This is a genomic window from Sphingomonas chlorellae (genome assembly GCF_056485145.1).
The window spans coordinates 385,416-404,020 of record NZ_JBQXXM010000002.1; the positions used below are offsets into that span (position 1 = coordinate 385,416).

Here is an 18,605-nt window from a genome sequence, read left to right on the forward strand (position 1 = left end):
GCCGGTCGTTCAGAAGGACGTTCGCAGGCTCATCGCTGCGTAACGCCCGATCGGATTGAAGGCGCCGCCGATCCCGTCGGTGCCGGGAAAGAAGGGCGGGGTGGCGTCAAGAAGGTCGTTGACTTGCAGTCCGAGTTCCGCTCCCCTCGCAAGGCCAAGAGCCGGCAACTGCACCGACAGACGCAGATCGACCGTGGTGTAGCCCTTGCTCGAATAGAGGCTGGACCCGGTGGGAGTTGCAAAGGGTGCAGTGACGCCGGTGCGGTGATTGACGAAGTTCACGAACGTCACAGGGCCTGCGGTGAAACCGAGCGTCGTCCGCAAGGTGGCTCGCGGGATGCCGGCTTCCAGCGAGTTGCTGTCCGGCGAGGTCGGGGACAGCCGGTTGCTGTAGTTCAGGATGTAGTTGCCCGCGATTCCGCCGAACACGGCGCCGAACCCGGTGGTCCGGCGGTATTGCACGTCGAAGTCGATCCCGTTGGTCTGGCGCACGCCGAAATTGCCTTGGCGCAGGTCCAGTATGTTGCCGATCACGGGCACGGCGGAAAATGTGTAGTAGAACGGCACGGTATCGGTAATCGCTGCGCTGAGCTGGCCTGCCGTTGGATTGCGGATGACGCGCGCGGCAAAGGTCGGGTCGCTGAACAGGATCGCGCCCAGTCCAGACGGCGTGCCGATCACATTGTCGTATCTGATGTCATAGAAGGTGGCGCTTGCAATCAGGTTGGGCGCGAACCGTGGGCGCAGATCGACCCCGAATGACCAGGTCCGTGCGGTTTCCGGTTCGAGCGCCTGATTGCCGCCATAGAGCAGGATGGTGTTCACCTGCGCCGTACCTCGCGATGGATCACGGGCGCCGAAGGCGTCCACCAGCGCGGCGGCAGCGTAATAGGAGCCGACGGTCGAACCGAGGTCACGTAGACCAGGCGCCCGGAAGGACCGCCCGTAGCTGCCGCGGAAGTTCACGCCCTCGACCGGTTCCCATGTAATGCCGATCTTCGGATTACTGGTGGAGCCGAAGTCGCTGTAGTGGTCGTAGCGGCCCGACAGCGACAGCGTGAGGCTGCGCGCCATCGGCGCGGCATTGCCGTTGCCGAAGATCGGCACGAACAGCTCGCCGTAAACGGATTCTATCGTGCGTCCGAGGTCTTCAGGAAAACCGGCGCCGCCGCTCTGGCCCCGTTGGGAGTAGGTTTCGCGTCGATATTCGGCGCCGACCGCGATCTTGAGCGCGCCTCCCGGGAGCTTTGCCAGCGGGCCGTCGACCTTGAATGCGCCGATACGGGTACGCTGGTGATTGGTGAAGGTGGTCGGATTGTCGAGGATTGCCGCGACGACCGCAGGGCTGGTCGCATATCCGAAGGGGTCGAGCGCGGTCTGCGCCGTGGTGCCGGCCGCCGCGGCGGTAAGCGCCGTGGTGTTGATGCCGGGCTGGAAGGTATCGTTGCGCGACCAGTTGTAGCTGCCGAAAACGCTCGCCTGGAAATCGCCTGGAAGGTTGAAGTCCAGCCCCGCGGTCGCATTGCCGCTGCGCACCCGGAAAGTCTGGTCGAAATGATCGGAACCGACGAGCCTGTCCGGCCGGAAGTCGAAATATCCGAACGCCGATCCCGTGCCTGGCGGCGCCCGGAAAAACGGGTTTGCGGCGGTGATGAGGACGAATGTCTGTCCAGGCAATGCCGCCTGTACGACGTCCCGGCGATCCGAATAAAGCACATCGGCCCAAAAGGTGATGCTGTTCGACAATTTCTGCCGCCCCGAAACCAGCGCACTGTGCGTTCGGTTCTGCGGCAGGAGGTCGACCGGCCCGCGCGGGTCGCACGTATTGAGTCCCGGCGCCAGATTGGGCGCGGCATAGATCGTTCCCGCAAAAAGGTTGACGTTGGCGTCGGGACAGACCGTCGCGCGCGTATCGACGCCGCCGACCGCGCGGAAATCGAGCGTGCGATAGCGGCGATCTGCGCCGGTGATGTTGTTGTTTTCCTGATATTGATAGGCAACGACGACCGAACCGCCGCCCCAGTCCTTGCCGACGATGGTGCCGGTGTTGAACGCATGATAATCGTCCGCCATCCCATAGCGGATGTTCGCCTCGATGCCCGACATGCGCTTGCGGGTGATGAAGTTGACCACGCCGGCGACCGCGTCCGAACCGTAGATTGCAGACGCGCCGTCGGCGACGATCTCCACACGTTCGACGGCCAGTTCGGGGATCAGCGGATAATCCGGATTGGTCTGTTGGGTGCTGCCCGAAATCAGGCGATGGCCATTCATCAAGGGCAAGGTGGCGGCACTGGGAAGACCGCGCAAACCGGGCGCGAAGGAGCCCAGCCCCCCGTTGCTTACACGGGGTGCGGTATTGAAGCTGTTGAGTTGTGGCACGGTTGCAAGCAGTTCGGCGGTGCTTGCGGCGCCGATCAGCTTTGCATCCTCACGAGTCACACTGATCAGCCCCGATCCGGTCGGAGGGACGCCGCGGATGCTGGTGCCGGTCACCACGATTTCCGGTTCCGACGCGGTGCCGCTGTCTTCGCGTTGTCGGTTGGTATCCACGATTTGCGCGTGTGCGATCATGGGTACGCTCAGCATCGCTGTGGTGAGCGCGGACCTGCACATTAGGCGCACACGCGGCCGCATATGGATGGCCTTGATCGCCATGATTTTTCCTCTCCCCTATTTTTTGGCTGCGGACGTTGCCGCTGCCGGGCTTTGCCGGCTTGATACCTTGCTTATGGTCTGACAGACCTTCGCGTAAGCGCATGAACGGACATCACCGTGTCTTTGGCGGACAGACGGTGCGATGAGTCCGCGACGGGGACAGCGATGCCGATCGACGACGCGGGAGGACGCGCAACACCGAGCGGGAGGGCGGGCTTTCCATCGCTGAACCAGCGCATCTTCGCGCCGTTCAAGATCGCGACCGTAATCGATACGGTCGCCGACCGGGGCATGACTCCCGAAACGGTGCTGGATCGCACCGGACTGACGTTGGACGAGGTACGCGATCCCCATACGCTGACCTCGATCGGCCAGTATCTGATTGCCTGTGAGAACATCGTGGCGGCGGGGGCGGAGGTTGCCGATGCGTTCGCGATCGGCGCGCGCCTTCACCTCTCGGCTTACGGCATGTACGGCTATGCGCTCATGTGTTCGCCGACGATGCGCGATTTTTTTGACTTTGCTGTTCGGTATCAGCCGCTTGCGACCCCGACCGTCCGTCTGGAGTGGCGGGCAGACGGCGATGTCGCGATCTGGCGGTTCCACGAGATCTATCGCGACGTGATGAGCAGCGACGTTCGCAACTTTCTCGTCCGACAGCAGATGAAGATGACCTTCACGCATATCCGTGACACCGCGGGTGCCGACAACCTGCCCGTGCGCGTGCTGTTCGCACTGTCCGAAGACGGGCAGGCCGCCGAGGATGCGCGCGCGCTTTCCTGCCTCTGCGCCTACGAACAGGCCGCGAACGAACTCCATTACCCGATCGGCATCCTCGAACAGACGCCCGAATTGGGGAATCGGCTGACCCGGATGATGCTTGAAGAGACGTGCGAACGCTTGATCGGACAGTCGCGCATCTCTTCCGGGCTGTCGGGCGAAGTGTACCAAATCCTGCTGAACGCCCCGAGCCAGTTTCCGTCGATGACGGCGGTGGCGGGGCAGCTCGGCCTGCAGGAACGCACGCTGCGCCGCCGCCTTGCCGCCGAGGACTCCAGCTATGGGGCAATCGTCGATGATGTCCGGCGCAAGCTGGCCATCGAATATCTGCAGACGACGCGCATGAGCGTCGACGATGTAGCCTGGAAGGTTGGATTCAGCGACGGCGCCAACCTGCGCCGTGCGATCCGGCGGTGGACCGGCAAGACCATCACCGAGATTCGTACGAACCAATAACTGAGCGGAGCTGTTCGGGCGGCATTATGCGCGCTGGCGGTCCGGCCGCTTCGCGGGCGGTTGGGCGAGCCGCCTAAAGAATGCGGTTCGGCGGTCTGCCGAAAGGACGGGACCGCGTCGGGAAAGGCCGCGCGGTCCCGCAAAGGCAAGGAGAGGCTCCGCCTGCTGCGCGCTCGTCAGCGGGGCGGAAAGGCGCGGAAAGGGAACGAACCGGGTCGATCCAAATCCTATCGATGCAGTCGGGGATGAGCGAGCAAGTTGCACTTGCCTGCCGCAAAGCGCACTTTGCGGGGAAGGCTCGACATTCGGATGTCGGGATCAGTCGGTCGCGTGCGTCGCGGCGTCGTTCGCAAGCTGCGCCAGCGCCGCGGCAACGGCATGCCACCGGGCCTCGGCCTCGGTGTCGGCCAGCGCCTGGGCGCTGCGCAGTCGCTCGCCGACATAGCATTCGGATGCCGCGCCCCATGTGGCGCGGACCTGCACGGCGAGCCGCCATGCCTCCAGATCATCCATCACGACCCCCATTCCCCATTGGGCGCCCGCATTTATGTTCTGTGCGCGACCCGCCAGCATCGATTCATCGCGCGATCGCGGGTGCGATGCAATTGGACTTTGGTTCAGGTCCGTGCGGGCCGCGACGCGGGACGGGTCGAGGGGTCAGCGGGTGCGTGGCTCGGCGCTCAGCCGGCTGATGAGGATCGCCGCACGTTTGGCCTGGCGGCGGATGCTGGTGAGCTCGACCGTCTCGCCGGGCGCATGGTCGCCGGTGCTGAGCGTACCGAGCCCCGCCAGACTGTCGACGTCGGCCGCGACGAACGAAATGTCGCCGGCGCCGCGCTTGAGCGGATCGAGCGGCGCCATTTCGGCGAGCCCGAGCGCGCGATTGACGCCGTTGAGTGCGGCGAGCAGCGCCTGATTGCCGGGCGTCGGGGCCATTGCCGGATAGCCTTCGCCGAACACGATCCGTGCATCGGTGCCCGGGGCATGCGCGGCGACGATGCGTTCCATCGCGGCGCGGACGCGCGCGGTCTGCTCGTTGCTGAGCGTGCGGAAATCGCCCTTGGCGATCGCGACGGCGGCGATGATGTTGGTCTTGCCCGTCGCACGCGCCGAACCGCTGTCGTCGATCGTCGCGGTGCTGCCGCCCGCGATCACGCCTGCGTTGAACGTCAGATTGGGTTCGGGGAGTTCGGTGCGGAAGGCCGCGAGGATGCGCGCCAGCTCGTTCACCGCACCGTCGCCCTGTTCGGGCGTGAAGATCAGCGACGAGTGGCCGGTATGTCCGGTCGCCGTGAGCGTCCAGTCGGTGACCGACCGGCGCGCGATCGACCCCATGTCCTTGCCGTCTTCGGTCACAAGCCCTTCGAAATCGAGCGCGACGTCGGCGCGGCGGCCGGCCGCAATCAGATCGGCACGTGCGGTGGCGATCGGCGTGCCGGCATCCTCTTCGTCGCCGGTGAGCACGATTTCGATATTGGCCGCGCCGAGCGTCCCCGCCGCGCGCATCGCCTGGAGCGCCGACAGGATGACCACCAGTCCGCCCTTGTCGTCGCCGACCCCGGGCCCCTCGGCCTTGTCGCCGCGACGGACGAACTTCTGGAACGGCGAGCCGGGCTCGAACACGGTGTCGAGATGGCCGATCAGCAGGATCCGCTTGCTACCCGGACGACCGCGGTGGACGGCGATGAGGTGGCCCGCCCGCCCCGTCTGCGTCATCGGCTTCCATTCGACGGCAAAGCCCAGCGGTTCGAGCTCGGCGCGCATCATCCGGCCGACCGCTTCGACGCCCGCCAGGTTGAGCGTGCCGCTGTTCTGGTTGACCAGCCGTTCGAGCAGCGCCACCGAGCCTTCGAAGCCGTCGTCGACGCTGCGCACCATCCGCGCTTCGGCCGGCGACAGCCTTTCGCCGCGCGGTGCGGCATGGGCCGTCGCGGCGAAGGCGGCGAGCGCGCCCATCAGCAGCGGCGCCGCGACGCGCGCGACCCGGTTCCAACGCGTTGCCCGCATCACAACGGGTTCCCGCCCATCTTGTAGCTGAGCTGAAGATAGAAGCTGCGCCCGACGCCGTCGAACCACGAGATGTCGTAATAGGGATAGCTCGAATAGGTGCGATCGCGGATCGGCGCCTGGTCGAACAGGTTGTTGATCGTCCCCGAAAGCTGGAGCCGGTCGTTGATGCGATACTGGGCCGACAGATTGAACAGGTAGCTCGCCTTGATATAGGCGTCCTGATCATAGTTGGGCAGCTTGCCGAGCCGCTGGCCCGAAATCGTCGTGGTGAGGCGATCGAGCTTCCAGCTCAGCGAAAGCATGCCCTTGTCGCGCGGGATGTCGTATTTGCTGTCATAGGCGAGCTTGTTGATCTGGGGATCGCCCGGATACTGGCGCGTCGTGTGGTTGAACACATAGGTCCAGGCGCCGGTGAGCGTGAAATCGCCGATCGCGACGGTGCGGATGCGCAGATGCGCGGCGAGGTCGATGCCGTCGGTCGTTTCCTCGGCGACGTTGATCGGTTCGATCGCGACACCCTGGACCATTCCGTCGAGCGCCCCGCCGACATAGCGTTTCACGCGCGCGATCGCATCGACGCAAGTCGGCGAGTTCTTGTCGACCGCCGTGCCCGCGCTGGTGGTGCCCAGCCGGCAATTGGCCTCGTCGCGCAGCACGGTGTCGAGATCCATGTCGAGCACCTGATTCTTCATCGCCACCCGGAAATAGTCGGCGGAAATGTCGAACCACGCGCGCGGCTGCCACACGGCGCCCGCATTGAACGAGGTCGAGGTCTCGGGCCGCAGGCGCCGGTTGCCGTTGCGATAGGCGATGATCCCCTCATCGGCATATTCGCAGTCGCTGAGCGGATCGGTCTGGCCCGTCTGACGGCAGAGATAATAGTCCGTGGCGGACGGGTGGGTGTTGCCAGGGCCGCGGAACACATAGTTGAGGTCGGGCGCACGGAAGCCGGTGCCATAGGCGGCGCGGAGAAGCAGCGTGTCGTTCGGCCGCAGTTCGCCGCCCAGGTTCCAGGTCAGCTTGCCGAAGCGGCTGTCTGCAAAGGCGTAATGGTCGTAGCGCGCCGCGCCGCTCAGTTGCAGGAACTTGAACACCGGCACGCGCAATTCGCCGCCCGCCGCCCAGTGGTCGCGCGTACCGCGGCCGTCGGAATCGACAAGACCGACATAATAATGGGTGAGCGCCAGCGGATCGGGACGCAGGTTGAAGCCCTGGTTGCCGCCCTCGACGACCGCCGCGAAGCCGACCGGCCCGGCCGGCAGGCGGAACAGCTCGGTCGTGCTGATCGTCGCCGAGGCATTGTTGACCCAGGATTTGGGTCGATAGATCGAATCCGCCGTGATCGACGCAAATTCCGACGGCGTCAGCGGCTTGTACAGCCGCGCGGGATCGGCGTCGAAGATCGGATAGCCGCTGTCCTCGTCGACACCCTGCTGAGCGCCGAGGAAAAAGGCGTTGGCCTTGCTGATCACGACCTTCGGAAAGAAGATCTTCGAGCGATATTCGGAATGGTTGAACGAGACCTCGTAGGACCAGCGGCCATCGCCGAACTTGCCCTTGATGCCGGGCGTGATGCTGAAGCTGACGGCGTTGTTGCGCGTCATTCCCTTCTGGAGCCCGCCCATCTCCTCGGGCGTGAACTGGCGCGTCCAGTTGTCGAGCTGGCGGCCGCTGTCCGTCGCGTCGGGCGACAGGCGCGGGTTGAAGAAAGTGCCCTCTTCATTGCCGTCAGGCGCGACATAATACCAGCTCAGCACATCGCGGAACAGCTTGAGCTCGGAATAGCTGAACTGAAGATCGGTGAACAACTCGACATTGTCGCCGAGCGAATAGCCGAGCGCGCTATAGGCGCTCATCGACTTGCGGTCCGAAATCATCGTGCCATAGGCGACCGATTCGTTGCTGCCGCAGAAATAGCCCGGCCCGGATATGGTGTCGTAGCGCGGGCGGCTGGCATAGTAGACGGTGCCGCCGTTGAGGCCCGAAAGCGTCGCGCAGGTGTTTGCGCCCGGGTTGATATAGCCGGTGTATTCGTCGGTGCGCAGGAAGGTGCGGCGCGCGAGAGGCGTGGCCGTGGTGGGGTTGTCCGCAGTCGAATCCTGGCGGCTGCGCTGATACTGCCAGAGCGGACGCTGGCTGAGCAGCTCGATCCCGAGAACGCCGTGGAAGCCGCCGGTTTCCCAGCCGGTGGTCCCCGTCAGCCGATACGAGGCGCCGCCGCCATGCTCGGTGTTGCCATAACGCAGGTCGATCCGCGTCCCGTCGGGCTTGTTCTTGAGCTGGAAGTTGATGACGCCCGCGATCGCGTCCGAACCGTAGATGGCCGATGCGCTGCCGCTGAGCACCTGAAGGTTGTCGATCAGCCCGACGGGGATGTTCGAAATGTCGGTGAAGTTGCTGTTGCCCTGGAACGGAAGCGGGAAGTCCGCGATCCGCCGACCGTTGACCAGCACCAGCGTATGGTTGGGACCGAGCCCGCGCAGGTCGACCTGCTGCGCGCCAGGGGTGAAGGATGCGCCCGACGCGCTCTGCTGGCTCTGTGTCTCGCCGCCGTTCTGCGAGATGCCGCGCAGGACGTCGGGGATGCTCTGATAGCCGTTGCGCAGAATGTCGTTGGCCGTGATCGTCGTCACCGGCGCCGGTCCTTCGGCCTGGACGCGCGGGATGCGCGAGCCGAGCACCACGATTTCCGCCTGGGCCGGCGCCTCCGCGGCGGGAACGCCTGCGTTCTGATCCTGCGCCTGCGCCTGGCTCGCCCCCGCGAGCACCCACAGGCTGACGCCCGCCAGTGCCATCATCCCACGATTCGTCACGACCCGATTTCCCCTATTTGCCACCGCCGACATAATGATATTGATCCTTGGCGAAATGGAATAACAAAAATGCAATATTCGGGGTCGAATCGCACGTTTTGAAAGGAACTATGGCCATGAAGTCACGCTTGCGGGGAATGGGCGCGCGGTTTGGGCTGCTGGCAGCCGGCGGAACCGCGATGATGGCGGTGGCGGCGGTTCCGATCGCGGGCGGCGCGGCGCTCGCCGGGCCGCGCGACGCCGCATCGCCGGCGCCCGTCGCCGGGGCGGTGCCCGACAAGGAACCCGCCGCGACTTCCGGTTATGCCTATTACAGCATCGGCGACCTGTCGGCCCGGCGCCCCGCGCGCACCCGGCCGGGCCTGATGCTCGTCGGCGGCGGCGAGTGGGACTATTCGGCGTTCCGCTGGTTCGCGGCCCAGGCCGGTCATGGGCATATCGTCGTGCTGCGCGCGTCGGGCGCGAACGAGGCGGGCGAGGAAATCTATCACCAAGTGGGCGGCGTCGCCTCGGTCCAGACCTTCGTCTTTCACGATCGCGCCGCGGCGAGCGACCCGCGCGTGCTCGCCGCGCTCGCGCGCGCCGACGGCATTTTCATCGCGGGCGGCGACCAGGCCAATTATGTGCGTTACTGGCAGGGAACGCCGCTCGCCCGCGCGCTCGACGATCATGTGCGCCGCGGGCGTCCGCTGGGCGGAACGAGTGCCGGGCTCGCGATCCTGGGCGGCACCGCCTATGGTGCGCTGGACGGCGGCAGCATCGATGCGTCGCATGCGCTGGCCGATCCGGCCGGGTCGGCGGTGACGCTGGTATCGGGCTTTCTCGACCTGCCGCGCATGAAGCACATCGTCACCGACACGCATTTCAGCGCGCGCAACCGGCTGGGCCGACTGATCGCCTTCGTCGCCAAGGCGCGGGCGACCGATCCGCGTGCGGTCGGCCTGGGCGTCGACGAAGGCAGCGCGCTGTGCGTCGAGGCCGACGGAACCGCGCGGCTGCACACGCCTGACGGCGGCTTTGCCTGGCTGGTGCAGCCGGCTGCGTCGCCGCGGCTGGCGGCGGCGACGCCGCTCGACTGGCACGGCCTGCGCATCACCGGCATCGGGCCGGACAGCGTGCTCGACCTCAACACGCTGCGCGTCACGCGCCCGGCCTTTGCCGGCACCGCGCGTGTCGAGCGCGGCGTACTCAAGGACGCGCCGGGACCGACCGGCACCGCGCTTGCCCTAGCCGGATCGGGCGGGTGACGGGCGCCGCGCGCGCGCCCGAAGCGCTCGACCGGCAGTTGCTGGCGTTGCTGCGCGACGATGCGCGACGCCATGTTTCGGACCTTGCCGCCGCACTCGGCGTGTCGCGCGCGACGGTCTACAGCGCGATCGAGCGGCTGGAGCGGCAGGGGATCATCGCCGGCTATACCGTGCGGCTGGGCGACGATCATGACCGGCGCGTGATCCGCGCGCATGTGATGATCAAGCTGTTCCCCCGCGCGACGCAGGCGACGCAGGAGGCGCTGGCCGCCATGCCCGAAGTGACGGCGCTGCACGCGATTGCGGGCGCGCATGACCTGATCGCGATGGTCGAGGCGGCTGATCTGGGGCGGCTCAACGACCTGCTCGATCAGATCGGAGCAATCGACGGCGTCGAGCGCACGACTTCCTCGGTGATCCTGGCGACCAAGTTGCAGCGCTGAGAGCAGAGCCGGGGGCGGTCATTATTCATAAGATATTCACGATAATTGGGCGGCTATTCGCCTTGTTGGAATAAAACGATCATTAAAGAAATGAAGATATCAATTCCCTGCGAATCATTAGGGGGATTAATCTTCATGTTCTGGAAAATTTCGACTCTGATGCTGATCTGCGCGGGCTCGATCGGTAGTGCGCAGGCGCAAAATTATGTCTATTGGCCCGCGCCGCAGTCAGCGAATACCGCGGCGTCGCGCTATTATCTGCCGATGGGCACCCCGTTGCTGCTGACGACGCGCACGCAGATTTCGACGCTGGAGAATCGGCCGGGCGACCGCATTTACCTCAACGTCGCCGAGAGCGTCGCGTTTCGCGGGCAGGTCGTCATTCCGATCGGGGCGCCGGTGGTGGCGGAGGTGACGCGGGTTCAGCGTAACGGTCATTTCGGGCGCAAGGGAAAACTGGAAATACAGTTGCTCTATGCCGAAACGCCCGCCGGCCCGGTTCGCCTGACCGGCCGCTCCTATGACGAGGGCAAGAGCGGAACCTTGGCGTCGATCGCGACGATGGCATTTGTCTCGGGTTTGGGCTTCCTCATCCATGGAACCAGCGGACGGATCGAGCCGGGGACGCCCGTTCAGGCCTATCTGGCCGAACCGATGGCGTTCACCATGGCCGCTCAGCCGCAACAGACCGCGGCGGCGCCGGTGCAGGCGGAGCCCGACCCGGCACGCCCGCTGCCGGCACGTTTCGATCCGAGCGTTTTCGGTCGTCCGCCGATCGGCCGGTGAGGGGGAAAGCGGCGCGTGACGTCAGCGCACGCGCCGCCTCTATGGAAGCGGCGTGCCGCGCGATGCGGCAAGGACGGCATACCATTGGGCGCGGGTCCAGTGCACCTTCCATACCTCTGCGAGCGCGGTGATGCGCGCGAGGTTCTGCGTGCCGGCGATCGGGATCGGGCGCGCGGGGTGGACCATGATCCAGCTATAGGCCGCGGCGCTCCGGCTGACGCCATGCGCCTCGGCATGGCGATCGAGCAGCGCGGCGACCGCGCGTTCGCGCGTGTCCTTCGGTTCGGCCAGTCGTCCGCCCGCGAGCGGCGACCAGGCGAGCACCGCCATTTCCTCGGCCATGGCCTGATCGAGTACCCCATCGACGAGCGGGGCGAGGTGGAGCGGCGAGAATTCGGGTTGGTGGCTGGCGATCGGCACGGGCAGGAACCGTGCGAGCGCGCGTGCCTGATCGGGCGTGAAGTTCGAGACGCCGATCGCCCGGATCTTGCCGGCGCGATAGGCTGCTTCGAGCGCCGCGGCCGTCTCGTGCGGGTGGGTGAGCAGGTCGGGGCGGTGGATCTGGTAGAGATCGACCTGCTCCACCCCGAGCCGCGCGAGCGACGCGTCGATCGCACGGGCGAGATAATCGGCGCTTGCGTCATAGGGCACGGGCAGCCGCACCCCGCCCTTGGTCGCGAGCACCAGCCGTGCCCGGAGCGCCGGCGCCTCGGCCAGGACACGGCCCAGCAGCGCCTCGGCCTCGCCAAAGCCGCGCGTGCCGTCAAAGCCGTAGACATCGGCGGTGTCGAACAGCGTCACCCCGGCGGCCAGCGCGGCCTCGATCCGCCGCCGGCCCTCGGTGACGTCGTGCCTGGCAAAGCGCCACATTCCCCAGGCGATCGGGCTGACGACGAGCGTGCTGCGGCCGAGCGGACGCGGTTCGGGCGAGGGGGCGAGGATCGACATCGCACCGACGCTAACCGCGGCCGCCGGTCAGCGGCAAGGGGCGGGGCGCAGCCCGCGGGGGCAGGCGTGGCGACTTGCGCGGTTCGCTGGCCGATTCCCGAACTCTCGCCGATCAGGCAAAGCCGGGCCGGCCGGCCTCGACCTCGCGCGTCTGGAGCACCGCCACGTCCGCGCGCGGGTTCGCCCGGTCGCTGATCGCCATGCAGTGCGCCGCCATCCGGTCGCGCGTCAGATCGATCGCGACATAGCCGCGATGCGCCGCGTCAAAATAGCGGATGTGCGGATTACCCGACAGTGCGGCCTGGATGCCCTCCGCGGGCGGCCCGTTCGACGTGATCGAGGTCACGACGACCTCGGCGGCGACAGCCGGCGTGTTCGGCCGGTCGAAATCGGGTCGCAGATCGTTGAGCCAGAAGGAGTGATAGTCGCCCGCCAGCGTCACCGGATTGGCCAGCCGCGTTGCCACCATCGCGTCGAGCATCCGCCGTCGCGCCGCGCCGAAGCCGTTCCACGTATCGGTCCACAGCATCGCGCCATCGGGGGCGTCGACGCGCAGCGGCGCCACGAGCAGGTTCTGGACGACGAGGTTCCACCGCGCCCTGCTGGCCGCCCAGCCGTCGTACAGCCAGCGTTCCTGTGCAAAGCCCAGAAAGGTGCGCGAGGGATCGTCGAGATCGGGGCAACCGACCGGCGCCATATGGCCGCGATGGCTGGCGAGCCCGTCGACACAGGCTGGCGGCGAGCGGAACTGGCGGCCGTCGAGCACGTCGAACCGTGCCAGCCGACCCCAGTCGAAACGGCGGTTGAGGCGGAAGCTGCCATCGGCGCGCATCACCTGGGGCAGGCGCAAGGGCATGTTCTCGCAAAAGGCGCGATAGGCCGCCGCGCGCCGTTTCAGAAAGGCGGCAGGCTTCACCTCGGCATCCTGCGGCCAGATCCCCGAATAGTCGTTCTGAACCTCATGGTCGTCCCACGTGGCGACGCACGCATTGGCCGCATGCAGCGCGCGCAGATCGGGATCGGTGCGATGGAGCGCGTAGCGCCGCCGATAGTCGGCGAGCGTCATCGCCTCGCCCATGCCATAGGCGCGCACCGCCTGCTTGCGGCGTTCGGGTGAGGCGCTGTCTTCGTAGATATAGTCGCCGAGGAACAGCGTCAGCCGGCTCTCTTCGTCGGCTGCCATGTGGCGATAGGCCGAGAACCAGCCCATTTCCCAGTGCGAGCAGCTTGCCGCGGTCATGCGCAGCCGCGCAATGTCGGCGCCCGGCGCGGGTGCCGTCCAGGCCCGCCCGACCGGGCTTTGCACGCCCAGCGCGGTGAAGCGATACCAATAGGGCCGGTCGGGCGCGAGGCCGCCGACCTCCACATGCACCGCCGAGGCGCGCTCGGGGCTGGCCGCGGCGGTCCCGCGCGCGGCGATCCGGCGGAATGCGGGATCGAAGGCGACTTCCCAGGCCACGGGCACGATGTCGTGGTTGCCGCCGAGCCCGTCCTCGGCGAGCGGATCGGGCGCGATCCGCGTCCAGATGACGAAGCCGTCGGCGAGCGGTTCGCCCGCCGCGACGCCAAGCGCGAAGGGATCGGTCGCAGCCAGCGCGCGACCGGCGGTGAGGAGCGCGGGCGCGGCGAGCGCGGCGCCCGCCAGGAAACGGCGTCGGGGGAGCGGTGCAGTGCGAAGAGACTGGGTGGGATCGGACATCGGTGCCTCGGCGACGAATGCGGGGGAGGGGGAGGGGAGGGGTGCGTCCGGTTACCCGCAGCGCACCCCAGGTGGTGACGATCGCTTGCGTCAGTAGTGATAGGCGATCGACGCGCCGATCGTGCGCGGCGGATGCACCGATACGGTGCGTGCCGAAATGAACTGGTTGCGCGTTTCCTCGACGCGGGCGTCGAACAGGTTGTGCGCCCAGATCGTCAGCCGGATCGGCGCGGCCGCCGGCGTGATCGCGAGGTTGGCATTGGCGAGCCAGTAGGACGGGATCACCGAGGCTGCCGAGGTGCTGTAGCGATCGGCGCGATAGGCCCAGTTCATCTCGGGTTCGATCATCCAGCCGCCGACCGGCAGGTGGAACGCCACCGAACCCTTATAGTCCAGGTCGGGCAGCGGCAGGCGCATGCCCGAATTGTCCTTGTACTGGATGTTCACATATTTGCCGGTCGCCGGATCGAGCGTTGCCCCCGACTGGGCCATATACTCGTCATACTCGCCATATTTGTACGCGACCGACTGGCTGATCGTGAGCAGCTTCGACGGAGCCCAGGTGATTTCCGCCTCGGCGCCGTAGAGATGCGACTTGGGCACGTTGAGGATGCGGCCGACGCGCGCGGTCTCGGTATAGAGCACGCCCTGAAGCTGCTGGTCGCGATAATCGTAATAGAAGGCCGCGACATTGACCCGCAGTCGGTGGTCGAACAGCTCCGACTTGATACCGACCTCGTACGCGACGAGGCGTTCGGGATTATAGGGGTCGAGCTGTTGCGGCAGGCCGCTGTTATAGGTGGTGAAGCCGCCCGACTTCACGCCGCGCGCGACGCTGGCATAGGCGTGCGCGGTGCGGGCGAAATCCCAGTCGAGCGCCGCCTTGCCCGACCATTCGCGCATCTCGAGTTCGGGATTGGCGAGGGCGCGAAGCTGATAGGCCGGCGCGATCACCTCGCTGCGGAAGCTGCCGAGGCGGCGGCGCTCATATTCATAGCGGCCGCCGACCGTGAGCTTGAGGCTGTCGCTCAGCGCCTGTTCGACATTGCCGAAGATGCTGATCGAGGTGACGTGCTGGTCATAGCTCGTCTTCCAGAAATTCCTGAGCGACGGGTAGTCCGAGAAGTCGGAATAGAAGCCACCGCGCACATCCTCCTGCGACAGATAGAGCCCGCCGAGCCAGCGGAAGCGGCCCTCGCCCGTCGAGGAGAGGCGCAACTCGCCCGAATTGGTCTCGATGTCGTTGAAGAAATAGGTGCCGGCCTCGTTCGATGCGGTGCCGTCCCAGTCGTTGAACTCGCGGCGGGTGAACGCCTCATGGCCGTAGATGCCGGTGAGCTGGATGCCGCCCAGGTCGCTCGTGACGCGCAGGCTTCCGCCCTTGCCCTCGTTGTTGCGGAACGGCTTGGCGTCGGCACTCGCGCCGATCGTCTGGGCGAAATAGGGGCTGATTCCCCATCCGGTGGTGCGCGTGTCGGTATCGGCCTTGTAGGAAACGCCGCCCGCTGTCTTGAAGTCGTTGAGCAGCTGGAGACCGAGACCGTCCGACTTGTCGCGCGTATAGTGCGCGGTCAGGTCGACCGTGGTCGCGGCATCGGGCTCCCAGCGCAGGCGCAGCCGGGCCGAGGTCTGGTCGCGGTCACCCAGCGCCGCCCCTGTGTCGCGATGGCGCTGCCACGCCCCGCCGCGATCGGCAGAAACGGCAAGGCGCGCGCTCAGCGTGCTGCTGATCGGGCCGCTGACATAGGCCTCGCCGCTGAATGCATTGAAGCTGCCATAGGAAAGCTCGGCGCCGAAACCGAAATCGCGCGTAGGCGCATTGGTGATGACGTTGATCGCACCGCCGGTCGTGTTGCGGCCGTAAAGCGTTCCCTGCGGCCCGCGCAGCACCTCGATCCGCGCCACGTCGAACAGTGCGTTCTGTGTCGTCACGCCATAGGGAAAGGCGACCTCGTCGAGATACATGCCGACGGTGTTGGTGTTGTTGGCCGCATAATCGGTGCCCCCGACGCCGCGCAGCCGAAACTGGGGCTGGCCGCCGCCGAACTGGCTGTCGACCTCCAGGCTCGGCACGTTGTTTTCGAGGTCGTTGACGTTGTAGATGTTGCGCTTGGCGAGCTCGTCGCCGCCGATCACGGTGAGGGCGAGCGGCACTTCCTGGGCGGTTTCGCGGCGGCGCTGCGCGGTGACGACGATCTCCGCAAGACCGCCATCCTGTGGTGCCGCCGTGGTCCGCTGATCTGCGGCGAGCGCATCGGCTGCCTGTTGTGCCGCGGCGGGCACTGCGGCGAGCGTCAGTGCGCCGAGCGCGGTGCCGATGGACAGTCGCAGATGGCGGCTGCGGCGGATCGAGATGGTCATGTTTTCCCCCTTCGGGCGCGATGGGCAATGCGGACCCGTTCCCGGCGACGGCCCATCGCGTCGTCGGGGCACGGCTGCAGGTCTGGTCGAACCGCCTGCTGGATCTGTTTTTGGAGGACGCGGCCGGACGACGGCGCGTCGTGCATGGCGATGCTAGTCGCGCCGGCGATGCTTGCCCCATGACATGACGCTGCGACCCCTTTTCGTTGATTGTCGGCGCGCGCTATGCGGGTCGGGTGTCTCGTTTTCGTGACGAGACGACGAAGAAACGGCGACAGGCGGCGAGGTGCGCGCTTGTCAGTTTGTCACATTGGCGATATCGTATACGCCAAGAACGGAGTCGATCAGCGGGAAGGCCCGCGGCGGTTCCGGCATCGTGATCGGGACAGGTCGAACCCCTCGGGCGCAACGATCGGCTGATCCCCCAATCGGCGCCGAACGTGCGCAAAGTGCGGCGCATTGCGCTGTTTCTGAAGCCAATCTTCATTGTCGCGTCGGCGGATCGCCGCAGTGCGCCGTGATGCGTCACGCGATCGTGTGCCGTGCGCGTTCGCGTCGGAGCGCTTGCAAAGGCTTTCTTATCCTTGCGTTAACCTTCGTATGCGAGGGAAGCTGCGATGCAGCGTCTGCCAATTACAATAACTAAGAAATTCGCCGCACCGCTCTTTACCGCGATCGGCTATGCCGTTCTGGCGGCGACAGGCATTATGCTGACCAGCAGCGGTCGCGATCATGCCGCCGTCTGGCCGGCCGATGCGATCGTGCTGTCGATGATGCTCGTGCGCGATCGGCGCGAATGGCCCGCGATCCTCGCCGCCGGCTGGGCCGGCAATTTCGTCGCCAACATCGTCGCCCGCGGCTGGGCGCCCGGCCTTATCCTGTACGGCGCGATCAACATGGCGCAGGTGCTGCTTGCCGCGCACATGCTGCGCCGGGGATTGCGGGGAGCGAACCTGCTGGCCGATGCGCCGACCTTTGCCCGTTTCGTATTCTGGGCGGGGGTCGCGGCGCCTTTGCTGGGCGCGCTGGCCGGCGCGGTGACGGCCTGGTTCAACTATGGCGAGCCGGTCGATGTGTCGCTGCTGCGCTGGTATGCGAGCAACGCGCTGGGGCTGCTGATCCTGACGCCGTTTCTGTGCGCGCTGCTGGCGGGCGATTATTGCCGGTCGCTGCGGCGGCGCTCCGGCGCCGAGCGGCTGGAGATCGCCGCCATACTGGGTGCGATCGCGATGGTTGCCGCCTTCGTGTTCTGGCGTGCGAGCGGGCCGCTGTTGTTCCTCAATTTCGTGCCGTTGATCGTCGCGGCGTTCCGGCTTGGGCGCCTGGCCGCGCAGGCGGGCGTCATCATCGTCACCGCGATGGCAGCGTGGGCGACGTTGAGCGATCACGGCCCGTTGATGCTGCTGGTCGCCGATCGCGACACGCATGCCTTTGCGCTGCAATTCTATCTGGCGGTTCTGTCGCTGACCACCTTGCCGGTCGCGGCGGTGGTGGGCGCGCGCCACGACGCGCTCGTCGCGCTGCGCAAGCGCGAGGAGGGGCTGCGGTTGTTGATGGCCAACGCGACCGACGCGCTGCTCCATTTCGACGCGAGCGGCGTTTGCCGCGAGGCGCAGGGGGCGGTCCATCCGCTGCTCGGGCTGCCGCCCGCGGCGCTGATCGGCCGTTCGGTCGCGGCGCTCGATCCCGGCGGTGATCGCCGGGTGATTGCCGCCTATGCCGCCGCCACCGCCTCGATCGGCACGCATACGGCGGAATTCACCCCGCGCTACCGGCCGGAAAAAACGGTCGAGGTCGTGTTCAAGGGCGTGACCGATGCCGATGAATTCATGGGCACCGTCGCCACGGTGCGCGACGTCAGCCAACGCAAGGCGCAGGAACTCGCACTGCTGCGCGAGGCGGATACCGATGCGCTGACGGGCCTGCTCAACCGGGCGGGTTTCGAACGGCGACTGCGCCAGCGGATTGCCGCCGCCGATCACGGACCGATGGCGCTCGCACTGATCGACGTCGACCATTTCAAGCGGATCAACGACCGCGACGGTCATCAGGTCGGCGACGCCGTGCTGGTCGAGATTGCGCGGCGGCTGACTGCCGGTACGCGTGCGGACGACCTGGTCGGCCGGCTGGGGGGCGACGAACTGGTCATCCTGTTCGCCTCGGACCGCATGGCGGCGGCGCGCGCATGCGAGCGGATCTGCCGGAGCGTGGCGCGGGCGCCGATCCATCGCGAAGGGTCGGTCGCCGTGCTGACCTCGCTCAGCTGCGGTGTGGCGGCATGGCAGCCGGGCATGACGCCCGAAGAGCTGATCCACGCCGCCGACATGGCGCTTTACGAAGCCAAGCGCGAAGGTCGCAACTGCGTGCGCGCTGCGGCCTGATCCCGTCGAGCCGCGGCGATCTG

The 18,605-nt window shown here is 66.6% G+C and carries 12 protein-coding genes; 5 read left to right on the forward strand and 7 right to left on the reverse strand.

The window, feature by feature from the left end:
- Positions 1–9 precede the first annotated feature (9 nt).
- Complete coding sequence (locus ACT3CF_RS08050) at positions 10–2,658, reverse strand: TonB-dependent receptor plug domain-containing protein (RefSeq protein ID WP_478421731.1); 2,649 nt, start codon at positions 2,656–2,658, stop codon at positions 10–12.
- A 165-nt stretch (positions 2,659–2,823) separates the two neighbouring features.
- Between ACT3CF_RS08050 and ACT3CF_RS08055 the strand changes: the two genes are divergently transcribed.
- Positions 2,824–3,894, forward strand: coding sequence for an AraC family transcriptional regulator (locus ACT3CF_RS08055; protein WP_478421732.1), 1,071 nt, complete (start codon positions 2,824–2,826; stop codon positions 3,892–3,894).
- A 318-nt stretch (positions 3,895–4,212) separates the two neighbouring features.
- On the opposite strand, the gene ACT3CF_RS08060 is transcribed toward ACT3CF_RS08055, so the two are convergent.
- The 3 genes from ACT3CF_RS08060 to ACT3CF_RS08070 form a co-directional block, all read right to left on the reverse strand.
- On the reverse strand, positions 4,213–4,407 hold the full coding sequence (locus tag ACT3CF_RS08060) for a hypothetical protein (protein WP_478421733.1): 195 nt from the start codon (positions 4,405–4,407) through the stop codon (positions 4,213–4,215).
- A 144-nt stretch (positions 4,408–4,551) separates the two neighbouring features.
- Complete coding sequence (locus tag ACT3CF_RS08065; protein WP_478421734.1) at positions 4,552–5,901, reverse strand: M20/M25/M40 family metallo-hydrolase; 1,350 nt, start codon at positions 5,899–5,901, stop codon at positions 4,552–4,554.
- Positions 5,901–8,702 carry a TonB-dependent receptor domain-containing protein gene (locus ACT3CF_RS08070; RefSeq protein WP_478421735.1) on the reverse strand — a complete coding sequence of 934 codons (2,802 nt, stop codon included), beginning with the start codon at positions 8,700–8,702 and terminating at the stop codon, positions 5,901–5,903. The genes ACT3CF_RS08065 and ACT3CF_RS08070 overlap by 1 nt, the downstream gene beginning before the upstream one ends.
- Before the next feature lie 131 nt (positions 8,703–8,833).
- Between ACT3CF_RS08070 and ACT3CF_RS08075 the strand changes: the two genes are divergently transcribed.
- Genes ACT3CF_RS08075 through ACT3CF_RS08085 form a run of 3 tightly spaced genes read left to right on the forward strand, consistent with a single transcriptional unit; the run spans position 8,834 to position 11,193 of the window.
- Complete coding sequence (locus ACT3CF_RS08075) at positions 8,834–9,964, forward strand: cyanophycinase (RefSeq protein WP_478421736.1); 1,131 nt, start codon at positions 8,834–8,836, stop codon at positions 9,962–9,964.
- Positions 9,961–10,407, forward strand: coding sequence for an Lrp/AsnC family transcriptional regulator (locus tag ACT3CF_RS08080; RefSeq protein ID WP_478421737.1), 447 nt, complete (start codon positions 9,961–9,963; stop codon positions 10,405–10,407). Before ACT3CF_RS08075 ends, ACT3CF_RS08080 begins: the two co-directional genes overlap by 4 nt.
- A gap of 45 nt (positions 10,408–10,452) precedes the next feature.
- Entirely contained in the window at positions 10,453–11,193 is a 741-nt protein-coding gene (locus ACT3CF_RS08085) for a hypothetical protein (RefSeq protein WP_478421738.1), read from the forward strand.
- Between the two features lie 39 nt (positions 11,194–11,232).
- On the opposite strand, the gene ACT3CF_RS08090 is transcribed toward ACT3CF_RS08085, so the two are convergent.
- The 3 genes from ACT3CF_RS08090 to ACT3CF_RS08100 form a co-directional block, all read right to left on the reverse strand.
- Positions 11,233–12,141: an aldo/keto reductase gene (locus ACT3CF_RS08090; RefSeq protein WP_478421739.1), complete on the reverse strand. Its 909-nt coding sequence runs from the start codon at positions 12,139–12,141 to the stop codon at positions 11,233–11,235.
- A gap of 112 nt (positions 12,142–12,253) precedes the next feature.
- On the reverse strand, positions 12,254–13,840 hold the full coding sequence (locus tag ACT3CF_RS08095; RefSeq protein WP_478421740.1) for an alkaline phosphatase D family protein: 1,587 nt from the start codon (positions 13,838–13,840) through the stop codon (positions 12,254–12,256).
- Positions 13,841–13,930: 90 nt separating this feature from the next.
- Entirely contained in the window at positions 13,931–16,201 is a 2,271-nt protein-coding gene (locus ACT3CF_RS08100) for a TonB-dependent receptor (RefSeq protein ID WP_478421741.1), read from the reverse strand.
- 617 nt (positions 16,202–16,818) lie between these two features.
- Here ACT3CF_RS08100 and ACT3CF_RS08105 point away from each other — a divergent pair.
- Positions 16,819–18,582, forward strand: a complete 1,764-nt coding sequence (locus ACT3CF_RS08105; RefSeq protein WP_478421742.1) for a sensor domain-containing diguanylate cyclase — start codon at positions 16,819–16,821, stop codon at positions 18,580–18,582.
- Positions 18,583–18,605 lie beyond the last annotated feature (23 nt).

Excerpts from the sequence above, each read along its gene's own strand:
- ACT3CF_RS08060 (WP_478421733.1), bottom strand. The coding sequence starts at position 4,407 with ATGGATGATCTGGAGGCATGGCGGCTCGCCGTGCAGGTCCGCGCCACA.
- ACT3CF_RS08050 (WP_478421731.1), bottom strand. The coding sequence starts at position 2,658 with ATGGCGATCAAGGCCATCCATATGCGGCCGCGTGTGCGCCTAATGTGC.
- ACT3CF_RS08065 (WP_478421734.1), bottom strand. The coding sequence starts at position 5,901 with ATGCGGGCAACGCGTTGGAACCGGGTCGCGCGCGTCGCGGCGCCGCTG.
- ACT3CF_RS08090 (WP_478421739.1), bottom strand. The coding sequence starts at position 12,141 with ATGTCGATCCTCGCCCCCTCGCCCGAACCGCGTCCGCTCGGCCGCAGC.
- ACT3CF_RS08100 (WP_478421741.1), bottom strand. The coding sequence starts at position 16,201 with ATGACCATCTCGATCCGCCGCAGCCGCCATCTGCGACTGTCCATCGGC.
- ACT3CF_RS08070 (WP_478421735.1), bottom strand. The coding sequence starts at position 8,702 with ATGATGGCACTGGCGGGCGTCAGCCTGTGGGTGCTCGCGGGGGCGAGC.
- ACT3CF_RS08075 (WP_478421736.1), top strand. The coding sequence starts at position 8,834 with ATGAAGTCACGCTTGCGGGGAATGGGCGCGCGGTTTGGGCTGCTGGCA.
- ACT3CF_RS08055 (WP_478421732.1), top strand. The coding sequence starts at position 2,824 with ATGCCGATCGACGACGCGGGAGGACGCGCAACACCGAGCGGGAGGGCG.
- ACT3CF_RS08105 (WP_478421742.1), top strand. The coding sequence starts at position 16,819 with ATGCAGCGTCTGCCAATTACAATAACTAAGAAATTCGCCGCACCGCTC.
- ACT3CF_RS08095 (WP_478421740.1), bottom strand. The coding sequence starts at position 13,840 with ATGTCCGATCCCACCCAGTCTCTTCGCACTGCACCGCTCCCCCGACGC.